Annotated in this window: 35 protein-coding genes; 3 read left to right on the forward strand and 32 right to left on the reverse strand. The window is 70.5% G+C overall.

Translation table 11 applies throughout. The annotated features are described in order from the left end of the window. Positions 1 to 2: 2 nt before the first annotated feature. Positions 3 to 800: a hypothetical protein gene (locus K7W42_RS13025; RefSeq protein ID WP_224575191.1), complete on the reverse strand. Its 798-nt coding sequence runs from the start codon at positions 798 to 800 to the stop codon at positions 3 to 5. Between the two features lie 217 nt (positions 801 to 1,017). Between K7W42_RS13025 and yidD the strand changes: the two genes are divergently transcribed. Further along, the gene (gene yidD / locus K7W42_RS13030; protein WP_224575193.1) at positions 1,018 to 1,314 is read left to right on the forward strand and encodes a membrane protein insertion efficiency factor YidD; all 297 of its coding nucleotides are present in this window, start codon (positions 1,018 to 1,020) and stop codon (positions 1,312 to 1,314) included. A 221-nt stretch (positions 1,315 to 1,535) separates the two neighbouring features. On the opposite strand, the gene K7W42_RS13035 is transcribed toward yidD, so the two are convergent. After that, entirely contained in the window at positions 1,536 to 2,252 is a 717-nt protein-coding gene (locus tag K7W42_RS13035) for a hypothetical protein (protein WP_224575195.1), read from the reverse strand. Positions 2,253 to 2,338: 86 nt separating this feature from the next. Further along, positions 2,339 to 2,590, reverse strand: coding sequence for a hypothetical protein (locus K7W42_RS13040; protein ID WP_224575196.1), 252 nt, complete (start codon positions 2,588 to 2,590; stop codon positions 2,339 to 2,341). Positions 2,591 to 2,608: 18 nt separating this feature from the next. Between K7W42_RS13040 and K7W42_RS13045 the strand changes: the two genes are divergently transcribed. Then, complete coding sequence (locus tag K7W42_RS13045) at positions 2,609 to 2,959, forward strand: hypothetical protein (protein WP_224575198.1); 351 nt, start codon at positions 2,609 to 2,611, stop codon at positions 2,957 to 2,959. A 372-nt stretch (positions 2,960 to 3,331) separates the two neighbouring features. Here the strand turns inward: K7W42_RS13045 and K7W42_RS13050 are convergent, their stop codons facing one another. The 11 genes from K7W42_RS13050 to K7W42_RS13100 form a co-directional block, all read right to left on the reverse strand. Further along, the gene (locus K7W42_RS13050) at positions 3,332 to 3,556 is read right to left on the reverse strand and encodes a hypothetical protein (RefSeq protein ID WP_224575200.1); all 225 of its coding nucleotides are present in this window, start codon (positions 3,554 to 3,556) and stop codon (positions 3,332 to 3,334) included. Positions 3,557 to 3,616: 60 nt separating this feature from the next. After that, a complete protein-coding gene (locus K7W42_RS13055) occupies positions 3,617 to 4,795 on the reverse strand; it encodes a S8 family peptidase (RefSeq protein ID WP_224575202.1) in 1,179 nt (392 codons plus the stop codon). Positions 4,796 to 4,883: 88 nt separating this feature from the next. Next, the gene (locus tag K7W42_RS13060; RefSeq protein WP_224575204.1) at positions 4,884 to 5,144 is read right to left on the reverse strand and encodes a hypothetical protein; all 261 of its coding nucleotides are present in this window, start codon (positions 5,142 to 5,144) and stop codon (positions 4,884 to 4,886) included. Positions 5,145 to 5,294: 150 nt separating this feature from the next. Then, on the reverse strand, positions 5,295 to 5,732 hold the full coding sequence (locus tag K7W42_RS13065; protein WP_224575206.1) for a DUF6283 family protein: 438 nt from the start codon (positions 5,730 to 5,732) through the stop codon (positions 5,295 to 5,297). 49 nt (positions 5,733 to 5,781) lie between these two features. Beyond that, a complete protein-coding gene (locus K7W42_RS13070; RefSeq protein WP_224575208.1) occupies positions 5,782 to 6,273 on the reverse strand; it encodes a hypothetical protein in 492 nt (163 codons plus the stop codon). A 48-nt stretch (positions 6,274 to 6,321) separates the two neighbouring features. Beyond that, entirely contained in the window at positions 6,322 to 6,738 is a 417-nt protein-coding gene (locus K7W42_RS13075) for a hypothetical protein (RefSeq protein ID WP_224575210.1), read from the reverse strand. A gap of 54 nt (positions 6,739 to 6,792) precedes the next feature. After that, complete coding sequence (locus K7W42_RS13080; protein ID WP_224575212.1) at positions 6,793 to 6,984, reverse strand: hypothetical protein; 192 nt, start codon at positions 6,982 to 6,984, stop codon at positions 6,793 to 6,795. A 139-nt stretch (positions 6,985 to 7,123) separates the two neighbouring features. Next, the gene (locus K7W42_RS13085) at positions 7,124 to 7,423 is read right to left on the reverse strand and encodes a hypothetical protein (RefSeq protein WP_224575213.1); all 300 of its coding nucleotides are present in this window, start codon (positions 7,421 to 7,423) and stop codon (positions 7,124 to 7,126) included. 44 nt (positions 7,424 to 7,467) lie between these two features. Next, positions 7,468 to 8,280 (reverse strand): hypothetical protein, encoded by an 813-nt coding sequence (locus K7W42_RS13090; RefSeq protein WP_224575215.1) that lies wholly within the window; start codon positions 8,278 to 8,280, stop codon positions 7,468 to 7,470. Between the two features lie 49 nt (positions 8,281 to 8,329). Then, positions 8,330 to 8,821 carry a DUF2227 family putative metal-binding protein gene (locus K7W42_RS13095; protein ID WP_224575217.1) on the reverse strand — a complete coding sequence of 164 codons (492 nt, stop codon included), beginning with the start codon at positions 8,819 to 8,821 and terminating at the stop codon, positions 8,330 to 8,332. A gap of 3 nt (positions 8,822 to 8,824) precedes the next feature. After that, positions 8,825 to 9,877: an acyltransferase family protein gene (locus tag K7W42_RS13100; RefSeq protein WP_224575218.1), complete on the reverse strand. Its 1,053-nt coding sequence runs from the start codon at positions 9,875 to 9,877 to the stop codon at positions 8,825 to 8,827. Between the two features lie 100 nt (positions 9,878 to 9,977). On the opposite strand from K7W42_RS13100, the gene K7W42_RS13105 reads away from it, so the two are divergent. Beyond that, positions 9,978 to 10,451, forward strand: a complete 474-nt coding sequence (locus K7W42_RS13105) for a hypothetical protein (RefSeq protein ID WP_224575219.1) — start codon at positions 9,978 to 9,980, stop codon at positions 10,449 to 10,451. Positions 10,452 to 10,469: 18 nt separating this feature from the next. Here K7W42_RS13105 and K7W42_RS13110 read toward each other — a convergent pair whose 3' ends face one another. From K7W42_RS13110 to K7W42_RS23280, 18 genes are all read right to left on the reverse strand, one after another. Beyond that, positions 10,470 to 10,922 (reverse strand): hypothetical protein, encoded by a 453-nt coding sequence (locus K7W42_RS13110; protein WP_224575220.1) that lies wholly within the window; start codon positions 10,920 to 10,922, stop codon positions 10,470 to 10,472. A 10-nt stretch (positions 10,923 to 10,932) separates the two neighbouring features. Then, positions 10,933 to 11,280: a hypothetical protein gene (locus tag K7W42_RS13115; protein WP_224575221.1), complete on the reverse strand. Its 348-nt coding sequence runs from the start codon at positions 11,278 to 11,280 to the stop codon at positions 10,933 to 10,935. 60 nt (positions 11,281 to 11,340) lie between these two features. Beyond that, a complete protein-coding gene (locus K7W42_RS13120) occupies positions 11,341 to 11,778 on the reverse strand; it encodes a hypothetical protein (protein WP_224575222.1) in 438 nt (145 codons plus the stop codon). A 54-nt stretch (positions 11,779 to 11,832) separates the two neighbouring features. Then, positions 11,833 to 12,012, reverse strand: coding sequence for a hypothetical protein (locus K7W42_RS13125; RefSeq protein ID WP_224575223.1), 180 nt, complete (start codon positions 12,010 to 12,012; stop codon positions 11,833 to 11,835). A 4-nt stretch (positions 12,013 to 12,016) separates the two neighbouring features. Continuing rightward, positions 12,017 to 12,214 carry a hypothetical protein gene (locus K7W42_RS13130; protein WP_224575224.1) on the reverse strand — a complete coding sequence of 66 codons (198 nt, stop codon included), beginning with the start codon at positions 12,212 to 12,214 and terminating at the stop codon, positions 12,017 to 12,019. Between the two features lie 107 nt (positions 12,215 to 12,321). Next, positions 12,322 to 13,014: a single-stranded DNA-binding protein gene (locus tag K7W42_RS13135; protein WP_224575225.1), complete on the reverse strand. Its 693-nt coding sequence runs from the start codon at positions 13,012 to 13,014 to the stop codon at positions 12,322 to 12,324. Between the two features lie 60 nt (positions 13,015 to 13,074). Beyond that, a complete protein-coding gene (locus K7W42_RS13140; protein WP_224575226.1) occupies positions 13,075 to 13,260 on the reverse strand; it encodes a hypothetical protein in 186 nt (61 codons plus the stop codon). Between the two features lie 152 nt (positions 13,261 to 13,412). Continuing rightward, positions 13,413 to 14,099, reverse strand: coding sequence for a hypothetical protein (locus tag K7W42_RS13145; protein WP_224575227.1), 687 nt, complete (start codon positions 14,097 to 14,099; stop codon positions 13,413 to 13,415). Positions 14,100 to 14,153: 54 nt separating this feature from the next. Beyond that, positions 14,154 to 15,710: a UvrD-helicase domain-containing protein gene (locus tag K7W42_RS13150; RefSeq protein ID WP_224575228.1), complete on the reverse strand. Its 1,557-nt coding sequence runs from the start codon at positions 15,708 to 15,710 to the stop codon at positions 14,154 to 14,156. 117 nt (positions 15,711 to 15,827) lie between these two features. Continuing rightward, positions 15,828 to 16,001 carry a hypothetical protein gene (locus K7W42_RS13155; protein WP_224575229.1) on the reverse strand — a complete coding sequence of 58 codons (174 nt, stop codon included), beginning with the start codon at positions 15,999 to 16,001 and terminating at the stop codon, positions 15,828 to 15,830. A gap of 43 nt (positions 16,002 to 16,044) precedes the next feature. After that, positions 16,045 to 16,464, reverse strand: coding sequence for a hypothetical protein (locus tag K7W42_RS13160; protein ID WP_224575231.1), 420 nt, complete (start codon positions 16,462 to 16,464; stop codon positions 16,045 to 16,047). A gap of 154 nt (positions 16,465 to 16,618) precedes the next feature. Continuing rightward, positions 16,619 to 16,813 (reverse strand): hydrogenase expression/formation protein, encoded by a 195-nt coding sequence (locus tag K7W42_RS13165; RefSeq protein ID WP_224575232.1) that lies wholly within the window; start codon positions 16,811 to 16,813, stop codon positions 16,619 to 16,621. Positions 16,814 to 17,734: 921 nt separating this feature from the next. Next, positions 17,735 to 18,604, reverse strand: a complete 870-nt coding sequence (gene ssb / locus K7W42_RS13170; protein ID WP_224575233.1) for a single-stranded DNA-binding protein — start codon at positions 18,602 to 18,604, stop codon at positions 17,735 to 17,737. Between the two features lie 559 nt (positions 18,605 to 19,163). Next, the gene (locus K7W42_RS13180) at positions 19,164 to 20,432 is read right to left on the reverse strand and encodes a hypothetical protein (protein ID WP_224575235.1); all 1,269 of its coding nucleotides are present in this window, start codon (positions 20,430 to 20,432) and stop codon (positions 19,164 to 19,166) included. Between the two features lie 532 nt (positions 20,433 to 20,964). Then, complete coding sequence (locus K7W42_RS23125; protein WP_304524150.1) at positions 20,965 to 21,558, reverse strand: hypothetical protein; 594 nt, start codon at positions 21,556 to 21,558, stop codon at positions 20,965 to 20,967. Positions 21,559 to 21,671: 113 nt separating this feature from the next. After that, complete coding sequence (locus tag K7W42_RS13190; RefSeq protein ID WP_224575237.1) at positions 21,672 to 22,643, reverse strand: AAA ATPase domain-containing protein; 972 nt, start codon at positions 22,641 to 22,643, stop codon at positions 21,672 to 21,674. A 163-nt stretch (positions 22,644 to 22,806) separates the two neighbouring features. Continuing rightward, on the reverse strand, positions 22,807 to 23,490 hold the full coding sequence (locus tag K7W42_RS13195) for a lytic transglycosylase domain-containing protein (protein ID WP_224575239.1): 684 nt from the start codon (positions 23,488 to 23,490) through the stop codon (positions 22,807 to 22,809). Between the two features lie 252 nt (positions 23,491 to 23,742). After that, positions 23,743 to 23,910, reverse strand: coding sequence for a helix-turn-helix domain-containing protein (locus K7W42_RS23280; RefSeq protein WP_224575245.1), 168 nt, complete (start codon positions 23,908 to 23,910; stop codon positions 23,743 to 23,745). Positions 23,911 to 23,920 lie beyond the last annotated feature (10 nt).

Genomic DNA, 23,920 nt, shown 5'->3' on the forward strand with positions numbered 1-23,920 from the left:
GGTCACGGAGACCGCAGGAGCCTCACCACATCGCCGACAAGGGTCTGGTGACGCCGCCAGACCCGCTGGTAGGCGCGGGCCCGGCCCGCGTGCCGGGTGTTGAGCACCGCGAAGGTGCCGTCGTGGTGCCGCCAGGTCTGGGTGAGGTGTTCCAGCAGCTCGTTGGTGAGGGTGGGCGCGTCCTCGCCGTCGCCGGGCCAGTACTGCAGGTGCAGGGCGGGGTAAGGCGCCGTGATCGGCGTCACCCCTTCGGGTGGCCGGTCGGCCAGCGCCTCCCTGAGCGCGGCGGCCAGGTCAGGCCACTGATAGGCCAGAACGGCGCAGGGAAGAGGGTCACGCACCGGCCAGGGCGAGTCGGTCAGCCAGCGGCCCCAGCTGAGCCGGGGCGAGGCGGTGGTCACGTACCCTTCATGGTGAATGGCGACTTCGGTGAAGCGCGCCCGCGCCCGGCGGTGCTCGGGATGCCGGATCCGGAACAGGGTGCGCCGGCCCTGAGGGGACTGCCGGTACAGGACCGGAATCAGGGCGGCGGCCCACTGGGGGGTGGCGAGCAGGCAGGTGAGGGAGAAGGCGGCGTGGAGTTCCTGCAAAGTCCAGGCGGCCAGACCAGGCGACAGGGCGTGCAGGCGACGCACTGCGCGCGTTAGGTTGAGTTCGATGGGCTCCGTGGTGAGGGCGGCCACCACCCCATCGTCACGCTGGGGGTGTAGGGCGGTGAAGGGGGCCTGACAGGTGTAGCCGTCCCAGGCGCGCGCCCTCAGGGCGGCCGAAGGGCCGGGGAGACGTGAATTGGCACGCATGACGGGCGGCAGGGGACCTTGCAACATGCTGGGCGCTGGGCCGATCCCAGATCGGCCAGTTGGGGGCGGTCCAACACTGGACTACCCGGTAGTCCAACCCAATTTGAAACGCGGGTGTCATGAACAATTGAGCCGTTGGGTCCGTACACTCAGTAACTTCAGCGGCGTCTTCATCAAGGTAGAACACTGACACCCACGGCGCAGCCTAACGTCAGGTATGAACACCCTGAACGCCGTGGCCTTGGGATCTATCGACCTCTATCAGCGCTGGCTCTCGCCTCTCAAAGGATTCCGCTGTGCGCACGCTGCACTGTTCGGAGGAGAGTCCTGTTCAGCGGCGGTGCGGCGGGTGGTCAGTGAACAGGGCTTAGTGGGCGGCCGCGCGGCCATCGCGGCGCGGTTCGGGACCTGCCGGCAGGCTTATGGCCACCTGGCCGCTGCCCGGCCAACAGGCGGACGGGTTCAGGGCGTGTGTTGCTGCGGCCCCGTGCCTATTCCATTCCGGTGTGGCTAGTGGTTTAGGGAAAAACGGCGTGAACGCTTGTGCCAGGGCCTGTCCTTCACCCTGATGGCTGGCGACTTCTCCACAAGGCCACCGGGCGGAGGATGACGGCGATTAGAGTGTGAGATTGGCACAGACGGTGCAGCCAGGGGCTGGACTACCGGGTAGTCCAAACCGAATGCGGAGCCAGTGCCCTCAGGCGGATGAAACGTCCCCTGCCCTATGGCTCTGCTCTAGAGGCCTGGACTACCGGGTAGTCCAGAGACCCAGTCGTCTCCAGTTGAGAGTAAAACCAGGTCGTGCAGGGCACGCCGGCACAGCGACACGACGCGGGGGGTGACGCGCTCCGCGTGCCGGTACAGGGCGCGCTCAGTGCGGTCAGAGAGGAGATAGACCGCCAGCGGATGCGGGTCTTCACCCATGATGTGCAGCATCTGCTGGTACTCTCCGATCAGTTCGTCCACAGCCGCCTGCTCCTCAGGGGTCGCAGCAGGCGAGAGCACCGCGAACGAGTGGTAATGCTCGCTGTAGTCATCGCAGTAGTGGTCCCACCCTTCCAAGTGCACCTGCAAGGGCGCCGTTAAGGCCGCAATCTCGGCGATGCAGCGCTGCGCGCGCTGCTCCCGGCGGGTCAGCACCTGAGGCAGCGCCGCCGCGCGCTCCTGTTCATACAGAGCCCACAGCCGGTCAATGTGGTCGTTGGCCTCTTCACCTGCACCCTCACGGCTCTCGCCCATAAAGAACAGTTGGTCACGCATGGTCTGGAGGGTGGCCACATGCAAGATGGGGGCACAGGCCTGCTGCAGCGCTTGGCCCAGAGCCAGGTACGCTTGCCGGCGGGCCTCTGGGAGAGGTCCAGCGTGATACACCGGCTGCGGCTGATTGAGCGGTGCGCGCACGACCGCCAGCAGTCGGCCCGCATCTTCAAACTGGTCAGTGGTGGCAGACATTGGAGGGACGCCTATTCGCAGGGCCGTTTTGAGCTGCCCAGGGGAACAGAGCCCCACGAACTGGAGCCCCAAAGTCGCGCGCAGCATCAGGGGGCCACGTCCGCACCGGCAGCGAGCAGGGCGTCCCCAATGGCCAAGATCGCGAGACGAAGGTCGTCGGCCTGGCCGATGAGCTGAAAGGTCGCGTCGCGGCCGGTAACCGTTCTCAGGTCGTAGGCGGCGGTAATCCCGAAGTCCCCCGTCTGCATGGCCAGGTGATAGCTGTCATTGAGCGCGTCCCCGAGTGCGGCCGCCATATCAGGGTGGGGCGAAAAGCAGCAGCTGAACAGGGGCGGCACCCACAGACCCAGCCTCGGGTGACGCGCCGCGCAGTGGCGGTGGATCTTGAACGCGGCGGTTCGCCGGGCCAGCGCCTGTGTCAGCGACAGGGCGTGGGCCCAGGGGCCACCCAGGCGGGTGACCTGCGCCGCCGTCAAGGCCGACTGGGCCTGAGCGACTTCCTGGGACAGCAGTCAGGGATCACTACCCTCATAGCCCTCCGCCCGCGCCTGCTGAACCTGCCGCCGGGTCACCGTGACCTCAAGGTCATCTACGAGAAAGTAGGACAGCTCTGCCGCCGCGAGCTGCGCGGGCCACTGGTAATCCGGCGGGGTCGTGACTCGGGCCAGCGGGAAGGCGGCCTATGCCAGATCAAGGACGACCCGTAGCGCGGCGTGCCGGTCATGCTAGGGCAGGCGGATGAAGATGAGGGGAGAGCGTTCAGGGTCTTCTTGTGGGTGCACCGCGGCCAGGAGCGTCCCTTTGCAACCCTCCTGAACAAGCTCTGTCGTGATCGAGGGGTGAAGCGCCAGATGGGCCTGGAGACGGCCGCACAGCAGGACCAGGCCCTTTACCTTTAACCTTCCTAGGGGCAGCACTGTTCCAGCAGCCTCAAGCAGGACCAGACCGCCTCAATCTATGACGCCTGCCGCACCAGCCGTGCACCCCCCCGAGCAGGTGACAGGTGCACACGAAGATAGGGCCCCCTGGGCCTTCAGACCCAGCGGGGCCCTGACGCGGCCGTGCGGGCCCCGGGGCGCTCAGATGGCTTTGACGATGCCGACGGGCGTCACGTCCAACACCTCAGGCAACGCCCGCACGCTGTCCACCCGTTCGGGGGGCACCGCCGCCGAAATCAGGTGAAAGCGGCGCAGGTGTTTGGCGTCAATCTGCTGCACCCCAGCCTCTTCCAGCTGCTGCAGCAGCGCTGGGGCCCCACGTTCCGCTTCCTGGGCGTCCAGTTTCAAGGAAATGTGCATCTGCATGGCAAGAGGCCTCCTGGAGGCAGTGTACGCGCCCCCGCATTCTGTACTGTGAGCCGACTGTCAAGGCGCCTGGACGATCCCCGCCCCCACATCTGCCGGGGCCAGACCGGGCACGGCGCGGGCGCGGCCCGTCAGCGCCGACCAGAGCGCCCGGCCGCTCAGGGCGGGGTTCCGCTCGGCATACAGGGCCGCCACCCCCGCCACATGCGGCGTCGCCATGCTGGTGCCACTGATCCGGTGCACGCCCCCGCCGGGCCAGGCACTCAGGATGCCCACCCCCGGCGCCGCCAGGTCCACCGCCCCAATCCCGTCCACGTTGCCGCAGGAAAAGGAGGCCACCCGGTCGCGGTGGTCCACGGCCGCCACCCCCAGAATGGACGGACAGGCCGCCGGATCCTGCACCGGTGCGGTCCAGGTCGGCCGGTGACTGTCATTGCCGGTGGCCGCCACCATCAGGACGCCCTGGTCGAGCAGGCGGCGGGCGATCAGTTCATAGGGCGCGTTATACGGCACACCCGCCCCGCGAACCGAGCCCAGGCTCATCGAGAGGATCTCGGCCCCCTGATCCACCGCCCAGTCAATCGCGTCAATGATCTGGTCATCGGTGCCGAATCCAGAGGCGTCCAGCACCTTGGCCACCAGGAGCGTCACGTCCGGGGCCACGCCGTACCGCCGGCCGCTGGCGGGCGTGGCACTCCCGGCAACGACGCCGGCGCAGTGGGTGCCGTGCCCGTGGAGATCGTCCGCCGTGGGTTCACTCGCGACAAAACTCACGGCGTTGCCCGGCAGCACGGTCAGATCGGGATGAGACAGGTCCACCCCTGTGTCCAGCACCGCCACCTTGACCCCTCGGCCGGTGGGGGCGTCGCCCCCGGACTGGAGGCCGATCTGCGCGAAGGTGTCCTCGGTGGGCACGGCGTTCACCTGGGTGGCCTGGAGCTCTGGCCCTTCAGGGATGCGGCGCTCCTGATTGGGGAAGATGGCCAGCACATCGCCCAGAACCTGTAATTCACTGACCTGCCGGGCGTCTAGGGTGGCGGTGGCCACCCCCAGCGAACGGTAGACCTGCGCCTGCACGCCACTGGCGGTGCTCAGCACAGCGCGGCTGCTGCGGGCACTGGGGCCTGGCAGGGGCTGGGCCTGAAGCACCTCGGTCAGCAGACGGACGTTTCCAGGCATCAGGTAGCGAAAGAGAATGATGTGGGTGGGCCGCGTGGGGATCAGGGCATCGTTGGTCATGGCGCTCCTTGCGGATGGGGGAGAGGTGCCCCCGGCCCCAGCCTAGCGGGCGGGGCCAGGCGGGGCACCCGGCGAGGTGGACGGCGGCTCACGCCTGCAGGGCCGGAGACCGGTGCAGGACAAAAGCGATGGCGGCCAAGGTGGCGGTCTCCAGCCGCAGGTCCTGAACGCCGGGGAGGTGCCGGGCAGCGTCGCAGGCCACTTCAGCGGCTTCCCGCAGGGCGCCGGCGCGCAGGAGGGCCGTGACCTCACGCGTGTCGATCTGCGCGAGGTCGAGGTGGTCGCTGAGCCGGGTGACGGCGTCACGCAGCTGGGCGGGGTTCTCGGTCAGGGGCGTCCGGTGGGCCATGCCCGCCCCGCACGCCGGCGGCGCGGTGCTGCCGGTGTGTCGTTTCGCCCTGGGCTCCCGGTACGTGCGGCACTTGGGGGCCGCTCCCCAGGTGTGTCGTACGGCGGTCTCCTGAGCAGAGGGCTGGACCCACCGAACGTCCAGCCCATCTCAAGGCCGGCAGGGGACGAGGACCGGGTCGTCCGGGTCAACGCCGTTGGCCACCGCCATGGCCCGGTAGGAGTCATGCAGGGCGTGACCGCCGTCGCTAAGCGGCCCCACGTCGCCCCGGAGGTGCATCAGGCGCGCGGCGAGGTTGTGGTCGGCCCCGCGCAGCAGGAAGCCCGCACACGGCCGGGGCCGGGCCGCGCCGGCCACGTGGCAGGCGAACACGCGGTCACTCATGTCGTACGCGGTCGGGGCGCTGTGGCGGAAGGCTTCAGCCGGAAACTCGCCGGTGGCGTCCACCCGCCAGGGGCAGGTGCGGCAGGGCGAGGGCCGGTGTGGGTGGCGGGCCCGGCCGTGCACTTCCACGACCTGGTGGTCCGGGCCGGCGGGCCGGATGTTCGTTACGCCAGCCGCGGCGGGATGGTCAGGGGTGGACGTCATGCCCACAGCATCACCCGCGCCTGGGTGCGGGTGATGGGGCACCGGGAACTTAGGGGCGGGTGGCCGCGCCGCGCCGCCAAGCCCAGTACCCCGTGGCCACCTGAACGGCGTAGTGCGCCCAGGCCACGGCGAGCGCGCCCACCACGAACCGCCAGTTGCCCGTCATCCATGTGTTGTACAGCGCCCCGATCAGGGCGAGGTACACCGCCCAGAGCGCCGGCAGGCCCATCAGCAATCCCAACAGCAGCTCGGCCATGCTCGGCGCTGGTCCGCCAGTGTTCCGGTTCCACGTCAGCTGCGTGCTGCGACCAACGGTGCGACCAATCGCGACGGTGAGCACCGCGAACGCCGACATCACCGGCGTCCCAGCAGGATCAGGGAGCACCAGCGACAACGCGGCGGCACCAACCGCCATGGCCCCCATGAGCGCCATGACGCGGTGAAACCGCCAGTCCGTTCGGGGGTCGGCGTGAAACAGCGTGTGGCGCACGTCGGGAATCAGTGGTAGAGCAGGATCCGGACCAGGCAGGGGGAGACGCATGCCGCAGATACGCGAGGTCAGTGCGGAGGGTTTCCGCCCCGCTCCGCCTCACCAGGCACCCACAGCCGTGACCTGCGCCGTCAGGTGCCGGATGCGGGCCAGCACCCCTGCGTCGGCCGCGTCCTGACGCGCGGTGGCGTCCCACCACCGCTGATCGTCGCCGATCACCAGGGCGATATCCCGCACCTGAATGCCCCCGCTTACCAGGTCCACGTCACCCCGCACCAGCAGCACGTCCTGGCCGCTGGCCAGCAGCTGGCGTAGGGCCGCGCCGGTCACCGGCCCATCCGGCAACGGGACACCGGCCTCTCCGGGGCGGCTCACGACCGCGCCCTGCAGGGGGCCGCTGTACGCCCCAGGCACGCCGTGCACCTGCCGGTTGAGGCACTGATCGTTCAGCAGGCCGTACGCCTCCGCCAGATCGGGGCACAGGAGGCGGGGCCGGCAGTGGAAGGTGGTCGCCATGCCTGGCCTGCACCCGGCGGGCGCCCTTCCCGCCGGGTGTCGGTGCGCCCCCGCTCAGCCCGCCCAGACCAGGCGGCGGGTGAGGGGGTCCACGACAAACTGCCGGGCACAGGCCTCGCCCACCGCCTCGGGATAGGTCTGGGCCGACGACAGCGTGAAAGTCTGGTGGGCGCCGGGCGCGGACACGTCCAGGTCCCAGTCGCCCTGAACGTAGTGGCCTTCGGGAAGGGGCAGCAAAAGGGTCATGCCGGCCCCGCTCCGCTGGCCGACGCCAGCGGTGACGTCATTCCCGGCGAATCTGAGCTGGCAGAGCCACGACAGTCTGGCGGCAGTTGGGGGTCATGCCGGCCCCGCCACCTACCGCCCAGGGGCGGGTGACCGATCCTCACGGCCCACGGCCCTCTTCAACCGGGGCCGCCGCCTCCGGATCACGCAGCCGCGCCCGGCCCGCGTCGGTCAGGGTGAAGTTGAACCGTGGCCGCCCGTAGGTGAAGCGGTCGGGGTGATCGCCCCGGACGACGTACCCCCGCGCAAGTGCCAGGTTCAGCACGCGCAGAATGTCGGATTTGCGCACCTTCAGGAGGGGGTGCAGCTGCGCGGTGTCGCTCGTGCCGCCGGCATCGACCAGGGCCTGGAGCACTTGCCGCTCGAGGCGGCCCGGTTTCGTCTTGGGGTCATGGGTCATGCCCGCCTCCGGTCCCCAGCCGGGGCTGGGGTGTCGCTCCGGCCTCAGGCGGCCGCGCTGCCCAGGCGCTCGGCCAGCACCGCCGGGCTCGTCAGCGCCCCCCACACGGCGCGGGCCACCTGGAGCCGGTCGGTCTCGGTCAGCCGCAGGTCCACCCCGTCGCCCCACACCTCGGCCCGGAGGGTCTGGCAAGCCGGATCAAACAGCACCCGCGCGCCGGTGTCGTCCGCGTCGGTGTCCTCGCCTTCAAACGGCTGGTCTTGCCACAGGGCCTGCGCCAACTGCGCCGCCTGCTGGGCGTCCACCCCACCCTGCGCCTGTTCGTCCGCGCCCACGACCACCGTCAGCACAAGCGAGGTGTGGTCGGCCAGCAGGCCGCCCCCCTGCGCGTGGTGGACCGCCAGGGTCTCGCCGCTGCTCAGGGTCACGGGGGTGCCCGCCGGCGGCAGCACCTGGTCCAGCAGGCACAGCAGCATCCGGGACAGGCGCCCGAGCAGCGCCGGTGAGCGCGACTCGGCCAGCCCCCGGGTGGCCCCCACCTTGTCCGGCTGCACGTGCAGGTGGACCGCCCGCACCGTGAACGCCGCCGCCTCATGGTCGCCTTCAAAGACCACCACGTCGGCGCCCTGGCGCAGCGCCCGCTGAATGTCTGTGCCTGGCCGGGCCGATTGGAGCGCGCCGCTGGCGCTGCGCCGGGTTAGCGCGAGCGGCTGCACGGCGTCGCCCCGGATCTGGCAGGCCAGCCGGAAGGGCGCGGCGGGCGTGCCGGGCAGGGTGAGGTGAAGATCCTGGTTTTCCAGCAGGGCGGGCTTCACGCTGAGCGTCACGTCGGGGGCTAGCAGAACCGTTCGGGGCATGGCCGCGCCGCACCCGGCCGCCGCGCGGCGGGTGTCGTTTCTCCCGGCCCTACAGCCGTGTCCAGGTCAGAGGAATGCGGTCGGCCACCAGATGCAGGGCCTGCGCCGCCCAGTACCCGGCGCCGGCCGCCGCCAGCACCCCAGGGCGGCGCAGGTCGGCCGGCACGGTCAGCGGCGGCCAGGCCCCACCGGCAGCCTCCCAGAGCACCCTCACCAGCAGCGCCAGCAGGCCCAGCACGGTCCCGATGTAGCCCAGGCGAATCAGGGGCCCCCGCACCCAGGTGTGGCTCACCCCCCGGTGTTTGCTGACGCTCAGCAGCGGCCACCAGAGCCACCCCAGCGGGCCCCAGGCGCGCTGGGCGTCGACGCGCACGTGGGCCATATCGAGGTCCGGCGTAATGAGCACGGTGCCGCAGAAGACCCCGGTGAACACCGCCAGCGCCTCTGGACTGGTGAGCGGCACGCCCAGCAGCCCGGCGGCGGCCGCGCCAGCAGTCATGACCCCAGCATTGATGAGGGTATGGATGCGCCCACTCGGCATCCCTCAGGCCACCGTCTGGGCAGGAACAGGAGAGGATGGAGACAGGCGGCGCACCATGGGCTGCTCAAGGTAGCGGTGAATCAGCAGGGCGGCAAGGGCGCAGCCCGGCAGGGCCAGGACCGCGCCTACGGCCGGCGGCCACCCCAGGCGGCTGCCCAGCACCGCGCCGGTCAGCAGCAGCGGAAAGTGGCTCGCGTACAGGCTGTAACTCACGCGCCCCAACCACTGCGCGGCGGGGGCGGCCAACAGGCGCCCCGCGGCGCCGCTCGTCAGGGCCAGCACCACCAGCGCGGCCCCGGGGGCCGTGAGGTACCGGACGAAGGGGTCGTCACTTCCCGTGACGTGCCGCTGCAGCAGCACCCCGAGACCCAGCAGGAGGCCCGGCAGGGCCGCCCATTGGGGGAGGCGCCAGGCGCGGCGGGCCAGCACGGCCCCCAGCAGGAACAGCGGGAGGTACAGCGCCTGGGTCCAGCCGTGCAGCGCCGCCGAGACCGCGCAGGGGAGGAGCAGGGCCAGCGTCCAGGGCCACCGGGCGGCTTTGGTCAGGAGCGGCATGAGCAGCGCCGCCTGCACCTCGACCACGAGCGTCCAGAGCGGCGGGTTCAGGCGGTTGGCGTCCAGGGCGGGCAGGCTGAGCGTCAGCGCCCCCCAGAGGTCCTGGGGGCTCAGCGCCTGGCGCAGATGATCGGTGACCAGCAGGCTGAAGCCCGGCGGCGCGGCCTGTGCGGCCTGCCGCGCCAGGAGCCCCAGGCCGACGGCGGCGTAGGCCACGGGGGCCAGCCGGGCCCAGCGGCGCTGCAGGTAGGCCCCCACCTGCGGGCGGCGCACCAGACTCCGGGCGACCACAAATCCACTGAGCACGAAGAACAGGTCGACGGCCGGCGCCCCCAGGTGCCAGAGGGCAAATTCAGCAGGCGTCGGGGCCCGCGGGCCCCAGGGCACGTAGGTCAGTGCGGCGATGTGGCTGAGGACCACGGCCAGCGCGGCCAGGCCACGGGCGCCGTCCAGACCAGGGTCCCGCGCCGCCGCAGGGAGAGGAGCAGACAGGGCGCACATGGCAACAGCGTGGAGGCGCGAGGGTCAGAACAGGTAGAGTGTGCGCCAAACACGGTTGAGGGGTGAGGGAGTGGTGAGTCGAGACGGGATGAGGGAGGCTGTGACCATGGAGTTGGAGCAGGAAGCCTGGCGGGCGCTGGCACTGGCGCGCGTCTTTATGCATGACGCGCCGCCCCTCGTCGAGGTGGACGATCTGGCGGCCATGGTGGACTGCCCCCGGGCCGACCTGGAGCCGGTCCTGGCCCACCTGGAAGAGCAGCGGCTCGTGCTGATTCAGCTGCGGCCAGGCCGCGTCATGGGCAGCGCCTTTGTCACGCAGGACGGCCTGAGCCGCTGGGTTCAGCAGCAACTGGCGGCCGCGCAGGAGCCGCTGCCCGGCTTCCGCGCCCTGGCGGCCCGGATTGAGCGCTGCCTCCAGCGCACCCCTTTCTGGTCCACCGAAGTCCTCGCGGCGGAACTCAATGTGGCCGTCTCCCCTCTGACCGCGCAGCTGCGGGTCATGGAAGCGGCCGGCACCCTGAAAACCAACAAGCAAGGGGGCGGCGTCATCCTGAGTGTGACGCCGCCCGCCTGAGGGTCGATCCAGACAACATCAGTGCAGCCAGAAATCGGGACGCCGCTCAGCCTTCTGGTCCAGTTCGCGGGTCGACACCGGCCCACAGATGGATCTGAGGCTGGCCAGGACACCGGCCAGCGGCGCCGCTGACTGACCGGCCGCGGCCGCCAGGAGCATTCTCACCTCGTCCACGCCCTGCGGCAGGTCGAGCCAGGCACGCCCGCGCCAGAGGCGCACCCCCGCGTCCAGGCTGACCAGTCCCGCGTCGTGGTGCGCCTGGTCCAGCAGGTGCAGGGGCGTGCCCGGCCCGGCGAGAATGGCCAGGGCCACCTGCTCAGGCCGCAGCAGGGTGGCCACGGCGCCCTGGCTGACCACCAGCAGGCCCAGGGCGTGGCGGGCCTGCACGTGCGCCGCCACGACGGTTGGTCCTGCTCCCGCTGCCGACAGGGCAAAGCCTTGACCGTTCAGCGCCCTCAGGGATGGGTTCATGGCCCAGACCCTACTGGCGCGGGGGTTGGCCGGGCCGGTCCCCCACCAGCGCCAGACTCAGGCTCAGCGCGGCCAGGTACCAGACCAGGGCGTCCAGAAGGGCGGCGCCGTGCGTGGTGGCGGCGCCGCCGTTCAGCGCCGCCAGCCCCGCCGCCAGCAGGCTCCAGGTGGCCCCCAGGCGCCGGTTGAGCCAGCGGCAGGCCAGCGACAGGCCGAGCAGCACCAGCACCTGCTGCTCGGCGTCCAGGGTGACGGTCCTGAGCGCCGCGGCGATGGGCCACAGCAGGAGGCCCGGCAGAATCAGGATCCGGATGAAGCCCACGTGGGGCCGGTCGGGCGCGGCGGTGATCGGGGTCATGCCGGCCCTGCACCTCGGGCGGCGGGGTTCCGCCCGGGGTGACCGTTCTCCCGCCGCCCGTCAGCGCGCGTACACCACGGGCGCAAACGCCACGAACCCTGGGCCCGCCCCCGCCCGCCGCAGCAGCGTGACGTCTTCCGGCCACAGGTCGCCGTCCGGCGTGGCCGCCACGATGCGGGCAGTGACCGACTGGTCATCCCAGAGCAGCTCCAGCAGCAGGCCCGGCACAGTGGCTGAACGGCCGCCTGGGCCGCCGTCCACCAGCGTCGGGATGACCCGCGCCGCCGCCCACCGGTCCACGTCCTCCCAGGCCCCCTGATCGGCCGCCGCCGCCACGCGCGCCTGCCGGTAGCGCTCCAGGTGACTCAGGGCCGCTTGATAGGCAGGCTGCGGCTGGGCCGGCGTGTAGGGCGGCTCCACGGGGGACATGCCGGGGATAGGCTCGCCGAAGGTCAGGCGGGCCAGGGCGTGGGGCGGGCTGGACATCGGTAGGGTCATGCCCGCCCCGCACCGTGGGCCCCTGGCGCCCAGCGGTGTCGGTGCTCCCCGCCTTCAGTGCAGGGTGGCGGGCGGCAGCAAGAAGCGCAGGCAGTGGACGTAGAGCAGCAGCTCCGCGTCGGACTGGGCCGACGCGATCAGTGGGCCCAGGTGGCTGAGCTGATGCGCGGTCCACGCGTCCACCTGCTCGATGTCGTGGCTGAGCCGCTCCAGATAATGAATGCGCGCCGGCAACAACTCAGTGCTGATACGTCACCCCCGGTGCCCGGCGGCGTGCGGGCGCCGGGGCCTGCGCGGCCTGCCGGGCATGTTCGCGGGCCTGGGCCCACGGCTCGCCCTGGGCTTCGAAGTGCATCTGGAGCAGCGACTCCCGGACCCGCGCCTGCGCCTCTTCGCGCCCATCGGCGTGCTGCGCCGCCTTGTACGGATTCTTCATGCCCGCCCAGCACCCGAACGGCGCCCTCTCCGTTCGGGTGTCGTTCTGCCCGCCAGCAAGAAAGGGCACCCTGCAGATGCAGGGTGCCCCAAGTGAGACGCTTGTGGTCAGCGGCTGGCCAGCAGAAGCGCGCGTTCCACCTCCAGGTACACCGCCGTCCGTGACCGGCTGGCGTCCTGCGGATCGGGGTACTGCTCGCTCATGACCGCACCTTTGACGATCAGGCCTGACCCTTTGCCCAACCCGTCCAGGGGGACGGCCGCGCCCCGCCAGCCCTTCACGTCGAAATAGCCCGGGCGGGCGTCACGACCTGGGCGGGCCGTCGTCACGCCGAGGGTGGCCCGGACCAGTAGGCCACTGGCGGTCTCGCGCCGCGCCGCGTCGCGGGTCAGGTTGCCGCTCAGCTCGGCCTGGTTGACACCCCCCTTCAGCCGAAAGCCATTCTCCAGGGCGTCGACCGCCCACGGCACCTCGGCAACCTCCAGCTGGTCCAGCTTGACCCGGGTGGTGCTGCCCTTGCGCCCGTCCTCCGCCTTGTCGAACGACGAGTAATCCAGGCAGCCTGGGGCGTAGAGCACGGTCCCCGGTGAGTAGCGGCGGTTGTTGAGCACCTCGGCCAGGCGGCCCAGCGCGAAGGTCCGCAGGTACCAGGGCTTCATGCGCAGCTGGCCCCGTTCGTCGTGGACCTGCCGCTCACCGGCGAGCGTGCATTCGAACAGGCTGGTGCCCGTGCCAGTGACCTGGAAGCTGGGCGGACGCACCAGTGCCCCGACCAGGGATACGTGATTGGTGTTGTGCATAAGGCCTCCTGGGTCGCCCGTGACGGCGGGCGGGGTCTCTTCAGGGCATGGGGGGCGCGCTTACTTCGACGCGACGATGATCGGCAGGTCGTTGCCCATTGGGCGAACACTGGCGCCAGAGACGGCGGCCGCCGCGGCGAGTTGACTGGGCGTGAGGTCGGGACTGGCCACGATGATGGGGAGGTCATTGCCCGCCTGGGCAACGGAAGAGGACAGGATCAGCAGCAGGGGCAGGTGATGGCGCATAGAACGGCTCCTTTTGACCGTGTGGTCAGCGCAAGGCGAGACGGAATTGAGGGCGCCGGGGGCGGCCGTGATGGCGCCTGCCGGCGTGCCTCGCCTGCGTGCCGGCCCTGCACCCGCAGGTGGGGTGCCTGCGGGTGTCCGTTTTCCCGGCCCTACGCCGCGCCGTGCAGCGGGGTGGTGCGGGCCCGCGTGGCCGCCCGGCCCACCGCCCCGCGCAGCTCCGCCGACAAGATGGCCATCAGGGCTTCTTCGCTGCCGAGCAGGGCCGGGGCTTCAAAGGCCTCGGCCTCCGCCGCTGGCCGCCCCGCCTCCTCTTCCAGGACGTGATCCGGAATGCGGTCCTCGTCGTACGCCACAGCGGTCAGCAAGACCGGTTCAGGCGCCGTGGCGGCTGACAGGACGGGTCCAGGCGCAGCGGCATAGACCCCCGTCTGAACCTCGTCGACTTCCAGGACATGATCCGGAATGCAGTCCTCGTCGTACGCCAGCGCGGCCGGCAGGGCAGGTCCAGGCACAGCGGCGCCCGGCACCCCGCCCGCCTCCACGGCGGCGCCGAAGTCCAGACAAAACACGGGCGGCGCTTCCTGAACCGCACGGGCGGGCGTGGCACGGGCAGGTGGGGCCCGCCGAGAAGCGTCGTACGCTGCACCTGCGACTGGGTCAGCGGGGCGGTAGCGCACCGGCAAGCCCGCTTTCTCCGCCTGGCGCCGCGCCCGTTCCTGCGCTGGGTCACGGCCGCAGGCCAGGTCATGGGCCGCCTGGTAGGGCAGAGCGCTCAGCACGTCCGGCCGGGGCAGGGTGGGCGGCGGGCGACGCTGGAAGAGGGCACGCAGGTTCATAGGCCCGCCCAGCACCCCCGGCCCCCAGGGGGCCAGGGTGACGTTCCTCCTGGCTTAGCCGCGCGCCGCGAGGATGAGGGTGTCCCGGGCGCGGGTGTGCGCCACGAAGCAGACCGCCCGCTCCTCGCGCTCGTCGCCGCCCGTGCCCATCAGCGCTTCCGGGTGGAGGATGATCACGCGCCGGGCCTCGAGCCCTTTGCTCTTGTGGACCGTGCACAGCCGCACGGCGCCGTCGGCCCGGTTCATCAGGCTCTTGGCCAGCGCCACCACTTCGGCGGCCGTCGCGGCGCGCCCGGCCCGCTCGGCGTCCTGCGCCGCCCGGACCGCCAGGGCCGCGCAGCAGGCCAGCTGGTCCGTGTCCCGCTCGACCGCCCGGCGCAGGTGGGCGCCGCCCAGACCGGTCCGGGCGTGGGCGCGCATCAGGTGCTCGCCGCGGGCCGTCAGCCGCTCTTCAATGTCCGCGACCTGGAAGGGCACCCGGAAGGCGTCGGTCAGGTGCCGGCCCAGCTCCTTGTCCAGGTCATGCCCCAGCATCTTGACGGCCTGCCCCGTTTCGGCCAGCCGCAGCGCCAGCTGCACCAGGGGGCCGTTCGACCGGCACACAATCAGGTCGCCCGGCTGCGTGAGGCCAGGCACCTCGTCTTCCGTCACCCGCTGCACCTCACCCTCGGCCGCGCTGTCCGGGGCCTGGATGTGGTCGGAGAACTGCCGGGCCAGGGCGACGTGCCGCTTGGGGCAGCGCCACGTGAACGTCAGGCGCAGCCGCCGGGCCCCGAAGAGGGCTTCGGCGCGCTCCAGCCCCTGGACGTCGGCGCCGGAAAAGCCGTAGATGGCCTGCTCGGAATCGCCCACCAGAATGACCCGCCCCGTCTCGCCGGCCAGGTGCTTGACCAGCCGGTGCTGCAGGCGCGTCAGGTCCTGCGCCTCGTCGATCAGCTGGACCCCCAGGCTGCCGGCGCCACACTTCAACTTGATCGGCAGGTACAGCATGTCGGTGTAATCGATCTGGCCCTTGTCCCGGTAGGCCTGCAGGGCGCTCGCCTGCACCGTCCGAATGGCCGCCGGCGCGTCGAAGCCGTCTGGAAAACTCAGGCCGTGCGCGCTGATGAGGGCCGGCAGTTCGTCCGGCGCCGCCAGGTGGATCAGGGTCAACTCCAGCAGCCGGGTGAGGTTGCGCAGCACCTTCGGTTCGCCCAGCCCCAGCCCGGCCAGGTACGCCTGCGCCAGGTTGCGCCGCTTGTGGGGCACGAGGTCAATGCGGCCCCGGTGGGCTTCCAGCAGGCTGCGCCCGTGGGCGTGGAGCGTGGAGCAGATCACGTCTTCGGGCATGACCTCCCGGATCTCCTCCGAGATGCTGCCGTTGAAGGCGAAGGCCCCGACCGGCCGCCGCCGGGGCAGCACCACCGCCATGGTCTTGAGCAGCGTGCTCTTGCCACTGCCCGCCGTGCTCTCCACCACCAGGTTGTCGCCCGTGGTCATCACGGCGTTCATGACGGCGAGCTGCTCGGGCGTAAACCGGGCGAACGCCGACTGCACCTGCAGCCGGGTGGGCAGGGGCAAACGGGCCAGCAGCGTCTCGGCCAGGGGCGAGAGGGACAAGGGTGCCGTCATGCCCGCCCAGCACCCCGGCGAGCGCCGCGCGCCAGCGCGGGCCGGGGTGACGTCACGCCCACAACGCACCGGGCCCCCGACCAAGCTTCAGTCGGGGGCCCGGTGCGGGGGCAGCGCTCAGGGGGTGACGCCGATGGTGTCGTTGCCCTCCAGGCGAACAGGGTGCCCGCCGGGCGCCACGATGGGCTGAATGATGATGATGTCATTCCCCATCGTGACGATCTGTTTGTTGGGGGCGTGGGCCGAGGCGAACGAGGCGGACAGGACGAGCAGCAGAGGCAGCAGCTTCATGACCGCGAGGGTATATGTGCAAGTCTAAGAACTATGAGTGTCTTTACGCGGACAGCCGATCCAGGTGAAGTTGGCCAAACACTTTGTCGACGGCCTGCCGGAACGCCTGGGTCAACTGGGTGGGAAACGCCTGGGTGCGGCTGAGCAGCAGCGTGCCACTGGCGGCGGCCAGCGCCAGCGGCTGACCGCTCATCTGGCCCAGCGGCCGGCAGCGCAGCTGGGTCTCGGCCCGGCGCGCCGCCTCCCGCGCACCCGCTGGCAGGGGCGCCGCCGGATTGAAGTCCGCCGGGTCCAGGCCCAACCGGATGGCCTCAGCCAGCCGCACCGCCTGAATCAGCATGTCGCGCTCGCGGTCTGACAGGCCTGCGGCCAGGGTCAGAACACCTGGCTGGACGGGGGCGCTGACCCCAGAGTGCGCGGCAGGGGCGGTCGCCTCGCTCACAGGAAACAGGGGAATGTTCATACCTCTCTGGCACCCGGCGTCACCGCAGGGTGATGAGCGCTCCAGGAACCTGGGCCGCGCACCCTGGGTGCCGGCCCGCCTGCGGGCCGCGCCGCTGCCGGTCAGGTCCCCAGAACAACAGGCGGCCAATTGCTCAGCCGCCTGCTTCAGAGTCTCAGCGTTCCTGGAAGACGTGCCGGGTTTGCCGCCAGTGGCCAGCGGCAGCCCAGACCGCCCCTGGCACCACCCACCAGAGGTGGTGAACCGCCGTGGCCGTGACTTCGCAAAAGCCGGCGTGACCCCTGGCCCTGACGGTGACGATGACGGCGCGTCCACCGCGCCGCCCCTGACTGATTCGGATGCTGATCATGCCCGCCAGAGACCGCGCCGGGTGGGGTGCCTGGCGCGGTGCCGTTCCTCCTGCGTGACCGGGCGGCATACCAGCACAGTACCCCCAGCGCTGGGCGGCCGGGGGCGAACATGTGGCGTGAATTGTGGAGCCTCGGGCGCGCGGCGTCGTTTGGCGGTTCAGGGCGCGCAGCCTGGGCTGCCCCTCCCGGTCCCCCAGCGCTGGAAGGCTGGGGGTGACCCTGGCCGTGAAATGCCCCCCTTGCCCCTGGGCGGAGGTCGGCGGCCCCTCAAAAAAAAGAGGCCCACGAAGGGCCCCTGCTCCGCCCTGAGGGCGGCGGTCAATCTGCGGCTCGGCGGCGTGCGGGCGTGGTGCTCGCGCCCAGGGCTCGGCCGGCCTGCACCCCTGGCGCCTGGTCCAGGGGTGACGCTTCATCTCCCGTGCGGCGCTTGGACCGGCCGCACCGGGGAGAGGGGGTCAGCGGCGGGCGTGCAGGGCCGCTCGCTTCACGCGGCTGGCGTCCAGCGCCACCAGGATCGCGCCACTTGAAATCAGGGTCACCAGCAGCCAGATGAGTACGGTCGTCATGCCTGCCATGCACCCGCCGCGCCCCTCAGCGGCGGGTGACGGTTCTCCCCTGGACGCGGCGCGGGAAGGGGCCCGCACCCCATGACGAAACGGGCAGGCCAGTGACGGCCTGCCCGTTCCCTCTTCCGCGACTTCCTGGCACCCTCTCGTCACCCGGCCCCGCCCGCTGCGGTTGCCGTGCCTGACTCGGTGAGCGCGAGGTGGAGGCATCGGCCCTTTCCGGCCGGTGTGCGGCGCGTCTCCACCCAGCGTGCTGCCCGGGCACCTGACGCGGCCGCGGCGGGTGACGCTCCTTCCCCTCACCCCACAAAAAAAAGAGAGGCGCGGGGCCTCTCTTCGGGTGGAGCACGGAGCTTAGAACGGCAGGTCTTCTTCGTTAGGTGGGAAGTCATTCCCCTGGTCAATGTCGAGCCCGCCCGACCGTGCTGGGGCGCGCTGGGCACCGCCACTCGCGGCGGCCACCGGTTGACGCGGTGGCTGCGCCGCAGGGGCCGGGCGGGAGGAGGCCCGCTCACCGCCGGTCCGCTCACCCCCCTTGAGCAGGATGACCGAGGTCGCCGTGATCTTCGTGTCCTTGCGCTTGTTCCCGTCGCGGTCGGTCCAGGTCGACGACTGCGGCATGCCCTCCACGTACACCGGCTGCCCCTTCTTCGGCTCCTGCTTGACGAAGGCCTCCGCCGCCTCTCGCCACAGCACCACCTCGAAGTAGTGCACCTTCTCCTGCGCCTGGCCGTGGCCGTCCGTCCACTTCTCGTTCACCGCCAGGCTGAGGTCCATGACGGCCTCGCCTGCGGGGGTGTAGCGCAGCTCCGGATCGCGGGTCAGGTTGCCGCCCAGGGCCACCAGGGCCGAGCCGCCCTGAAGGCGCACGCCGCCCCCCGCATCCTCAACCCGCCCGAACTCGCCCGCCAGTTCTTCCACACGCAGCGCCTTGCCCAGGACCCGCGCGCGCTTCCCTTCGGCCGTCTCCCACCGCTCCTGCACCAGGTTCCCGACCACCAGGACGGGCAGCCCGGCCACCAGGCGCTCAGCCAGGGCTTCAGCGGCTTTGCCCAGACTGGTGATGGGCAGGTAGAAGGGCACGGTCTTGAGCTCCCCCTGGCGCAGTTCCTGGCGCTCGCCCGACACGGTGTAGTCCAGGACGGCGGTGCCGGAGGGGGTGTAGCGGAGGTCGGGGGTCCGGGTGATGGCGCCGATCACGGTCAACTGGTTCATTCCACGCATGTTGGTCTCCTGGGGGCAGCCCACTTGGTCTCAGTGTCTCTGAGGGTCGAGGCTGTCTTGTCCGCCCTGTACCCCCGGCGCTTCCTCCGGGGGTGTTGTTCCGCTCCCTGACCTCCAGTGGCGAACACCACCGGGCCGGGTGACGGGGACCTCTTCAGGGTGCTGGGCGGGTGGGTTTGGCCACCAAGCGCGCGGGGGGTGAAGACGGCTGGCGCGGGGGCTCTGGGGGAGCCGGCGTGCAGCGGGGGGTGTGCGGCCCGTTGGGGGGCGAGGCAGACAGGACGGGAAGGGTGCGTGGCCCCTTAGAGCATTAAGAAAACAGACGTTCCCCTTATTCGACAGGGGGGTCAGGAGGCTCGTTTCGCCCGCTACTGCTGTTCCCGCAGCGCCTCTCCAGCGCCAGTGCCCTTATCCGACAGGGGGTCTTGAGCGGGCTTCCGGCCCTCGGCCTGGCCCCAAAGGCCCTGCACCCACCCCAGTCCGGCGGCCTGCACGCCTCGTACAAGAGGGGCCAGCGCTGCCCGCTGACCCCCCTCCTGTTTGACCGCTCCCTGCCCGCTCAGCGCCACCACTGGGCCAGGTCCACCCGCTGGGTCAGCCAGGAGGCCACCGTGGCCTGACGCCGCTCGGAGACCACCCCCCAGACGAGGCCCTGGAAGTGCTGACGGAAGCTGTCGCGCTTCTCTTCCACCACACGGCGCACGTAAGACCCCGTATCGAATTCCACCGCCACGCGCCCTCCATCCGCCCGCTGCCAGATCGCGTCCGGTTCCTCGGCCCGGCGCCGGACAGTCCCCCGGCTTGGGCGCACCACCTCGCACGCACTGGGGGGCACGCCGTACTGGTGGCGCAGCTCGCCGGCACCGGCCCGGTGAGCCAGGTGCGGCACCTCGGCCTGGCCCAGCGCGCGGCTCGCCAGCAGAAAGCGCACGGGCACTTCCAGGTTGGGCCGCATGTGCACCGGGCGGGCCAAATCCTGCACGAACGGCACCGCTGGCAGGTCTTCGGCCTCCAGTTTGAAGTGCCGCTTGAGCTGGCCTTCGGTCATCACGCCGTCACACGCCAGGGCCTCGTGGGCCCGCTCGATGCGGTCTTGGCGGACCAGCTGCAAAATCTCCAGTGTCAGGTCCGGGACGCCGGCCCCTTTCAGTTCCGCCGCTTGAACAGCGGTGATGGCTGGCCCCTGAAGAGGCGGCTCTTCCCACAGGTCGCCCACCTCCTCACCGGTCCACACGCGCTGCCCCGGTTGACCCGGTTCAGTCTGCGGCAGGCAGTGGATGAAGCGGAGGTTGGCACGGTGCTGTTCGGCCGCCTGACGGCCCCGGACGGCACTCGGGCTGAGGATCACCAGGTCATGCTGCGTGGCGGCCAGCGTGCTGCGAAACCGCTGGGCCAAGCGGTGGATGGCTTCGGAGGTGATGCCGCCGCTGGACAGCCGGGCCACCACGTACGCGTCCCGCTGGCCGGTCTGTACCCGTGGGAAGCGCCGCAGCCCCCCGAAGCGCTCGGCACCCGTCCGGATGCCCGGCGCCAGGACCCGCCAGTCCAGCTGCGCCAGGCAGAGCCGTTCATAGGCCAGATCGACCGACCGGCTCAGGCTACGGGGCGTGAAGTCGTCGTCGGGAATGGCGCGCAGACCCAGTGAAGTCAAGACGATCAACTCGCCCATGCCGGTGTACGTGATGTGAAGGAAGCCCCGGTCCATCAGGTCCGCCACGTCCTCGAACGCGGCCCGCGCTTCGTCAGGGGTCAGGCCGCCCAGGCGGTAGGTCAGGGCCAGCCCTTTGCGCTCGGCATGGGTGGCCGCCGGGCGGCTCAGACGGGGCATGGACGGCCCCAGTGATCTGAAGGGTTCAGCGGTCTCCAGCGGTCCGTCAGGGCTCCGGACTGAGCCTTGCCGCAGGCCCTCTGCCGCCGCCTGCAGGCCAGATCCCGAACGGGGGCAGTGTCAATCTGACGGAGCCGGAGAGGGCGGGGCAGCGCGGCTGGTGGGCGCAGGTCGGGCCGCCTGGTGGACTGGGCCTTCTGACAGCAACCAGGCGCTGGAGAGACGGGTTGATTCGGCCGCTTCAGACCCGCTCGGGAGAGGCGAATGACCGGTCGCTGGGCCAGGCCTGTCAGCTCTGGGCAGGCGGGTGCCGGCGGAGTCTGGGGGGCGCTACGGAAGGGCGCTTCACGGCGCTGCTGGGGCCTTCTCAGATTCAGTGTCGGGGCCCGTGATGGCGCGCGGGGCATTGGGCAGCGTGCAGGGCCGTCACTGGCGTGCGTCCTTATCGTTCAGGGGACCGTTGGTCATCGCAGGTTCTCCAAAAAGGGCCAGCGCCAAAGGACGCTGGCCCTGCCGTGGTGGGCCGCACCAGTCAAGACGCGGCGCGGCCTGCTTTCTGTTTCTCGGCCTTGGGCTGTTGCAGCCGGCCTCTGCGAATCTCCAGCAGGGTTTTGAAATCATCTTCACCACTGGCGAGGCGGGCCAAGGAGGTTTCGACCCGGCCGGTCACCCTGAGCACCGCGAGGCGGGACGCCCGCCGCTCCTGCGCCAACCAGCCCTGGAAACCGTCATCCGGAAGCACGATCTCGTCTTCCACTTTGCGCACGGCCCGCTTGCCCTGGGCCGTCACGACCTCCACTTCAAACGTCAGGTTGCTGGGTGCAGAGACGGCCTTCACGGTGCCGCGCTTGATGGCGTCGTGGTACTTCTCCAGCACGAGGTGCAGCTCCTCGGGGGGAATACCTTTGAGCAGGGCACTGAGCAGCTGAAACCGGGGCGCCGCTTCTGGTGGAGCGGCCGCAGGTTGGCCCCGGCGCCCCGCCGTACTGGTTCCGGGCGCCGCTGGGCCAGGCGCGGCCGGGGGGCTTTTCGGCGCTGGGCTGGGGGGTGTGGGCTCGGCCTCTGGGGCGGGTGTGGCGCTGGGGTCAGCCGGGTCTTGGGGGGTCTTATCAGGCTGTTGACTCATCGTGGTCCTCCGCTCGGGATCCTGACGGCGCGAGGGTCGGAAGGCACGGAACATGGGCCAAACCGGGAGGGGGTTGGCCCATTGCTGCGGGTCTGTTCAGGGGCGATGTGAGGTCAGCTGGCCGCCAGCAGCTGCGGCAGGGGTGGTGCCCATTGACCGACCTGAAGGCCGTCCGGGTCTTCGCCCGCCAGCATGGCGTCCACCGCTTGATTCACGTTCTCGTACACCATGTATTTCCCCTTGCCACGCACCTCGATGGCCAGGCTGAAACAGGCCGCGCTGCGCCGCTTGGGTTCGCCGGTGCGCTCGTCGATGGTGATGCCCAGGAGGGGCAACAGCGGCGGATTTTCCATGACGTCCAGAAGCACCTTGCCGTGCATGGTGGCGATCACCCGCAGGCCGTTTTTCGAGGCGGACACCAGCAGGGGCACGTCGCCGTTGTAGCCCACCTCGTCCATCAGAATCTCTTCGGGACCGTGATTACGAATCACCCGCCGCAGCTTCGGGGCCTGCTGATCAGGATCACCGACTCTGGCCCGGCGCATGCGGCGCAGCAGGGGGTGGGGCACGTCGCCGTCCCCGGTGATTTCGTTGCTGCTGTCAATGACCCACAGGCCCCGGTTCAGGGTTTCGGCGCGGATGCGGGCGATGTCCCGCAGCAGCGTGGTCTTGCCGACGGCCGGCGGGCCAATCACGGCGATCCCGTGGGCCGCCGTGATGTACGGCCGCAGAATCTCGGCCGCGCCCTGAATCACGCGCGCCACCCGAATGGTGATGTTGGACAGCAGATCCTCACCGTCAAACTCGGCCGACACCCGGTGCAGGGTGCCCGGCAGCCCGAGGCGGCCATCTTCCCGGAACTTCCCGCCAATCCGGTTTTCCACGTACTTCAAATCCCGCAGGCTGATGGTCCGCGGGTACTCGATCCGCAGGCCGTCCATCTTGATCGAGAGGTGCTGCTCAAGGTCCAGGGTGATCTCCTCGACCAGGTGAATGCGGGGCTCGACCAGCTCCCGAATGTCGCCGGGCAGGATGGCCAGCGCGGCCTGGTACTCGGAGGGGGAGGTGACGTCTTTGACAAACATAAGGCGCTCCTGGAGGGGGGAGAGGAGAGGGGTGGACGCGCACGGCAGCAGGCACTAGAAGGCTCAGGCGGCACAGATGAACAGGGCCTGGGGCGGGCGCGGCGGCCCACACCAGGCCCACACCCGAGCCCTGAGGATGCACGGAGCAGCGGGCGGCCAAGGGCTACCGCACGGTGGCGGCGCGGAACACCAGCAGGTCACTCCTGACCTGGGGTTCAGGAGGGGCTGGGCGGGTGCGGACAGTCGCCGGACCACGGGCCGCCAGGGCCACGGGCGCTGGGGCGGTGCGGGACGCGGCGAGGGGCGAGGTGGGGGCCGTGGCCTGCGGGGTTGGGCGGACCGGAGCGGGTGAGACCACGGGGCGCACCGTGGCCAGGACCGGGGCAGCAAGGCGGCGGTGCTGACCCACCAGGGCGGCGTAGGTCGTAAGGACCTTGCGCACGTAGGCCTGCGTCTCGGCGTAGGGCGGCACCCGGCCAAAGCGGCGCACGGCCCCTGGGCCCGCGTTGTAGGCGGCCAGGGCCAGGGGCCAGTTGGCGAAGGTGGTCCACTGCTGCCGGAGGTACTTGGCGGCGCCCCAGAGGTTCTCCTGCGGCACGTACGGATTGACGCCCAGAGTGCGCGCCGTGGCAGGCATCAGCTGGCCGTAACCAATAGCGCCTGCGGGGCTGAGGGCCTGGGCGCAGAAGCCCGATTCGTGCACGACCAGGGCCGTGAGGAGGAAGGGGGGAAGGCCGTGGGCGGCGGCGGTGCGTTCCACGAGCTGGCGGGTGCCCAGGTCAGCCGCGCAGCCGGCGGAGGCGGCGCCGGTCCCGGCCAGCAGGAAGGTCAGAACGGCCCGGCGCATCAAGCGCCGACCTGGTCGGCTCGCCGCTCATCCGGCTCGGCTGGTCCCTCGGCCAGGGTGTCGAGCACCCGGGCAATCTTGACCAGTAAGCGCGTGCATCGTGCCCGCCTCCACACGGCTTGATCGGGGACGCCCTCCAATCAAGTTTCGCCAGCCAACAGGCATCGATGGCCAAATCAGCAGTGAATTCCCCTCTGCCGCGATCACGTTGCTTCATTTGACTACCGAGGTCAGGGCGGCGCGCAGTCTCCTTTATGACCTTCCGTGTCCACTCACTTCATCTTCAGATGGGCTTAGGAGATTAATGACTGAAGTGCCGACAGCCTGTGCCAACGCGTCCAAAATATCAATGCCTACGTTCCGTTTCCCGCGCTCAATCTGGGAGATATACGACCAGTCCATTTGACTGGCCTGCGCCACATCAAAGATT

The organism is Deinococcus betulae (assembly GCF_020166395.1).
GTDB classification, from domain to species: domain Bacteria; phylum Deinococcota; class Deinococci; order Deinococcales; family Deinococcaceae; genus Deinococcus; species Deinococcus betulae.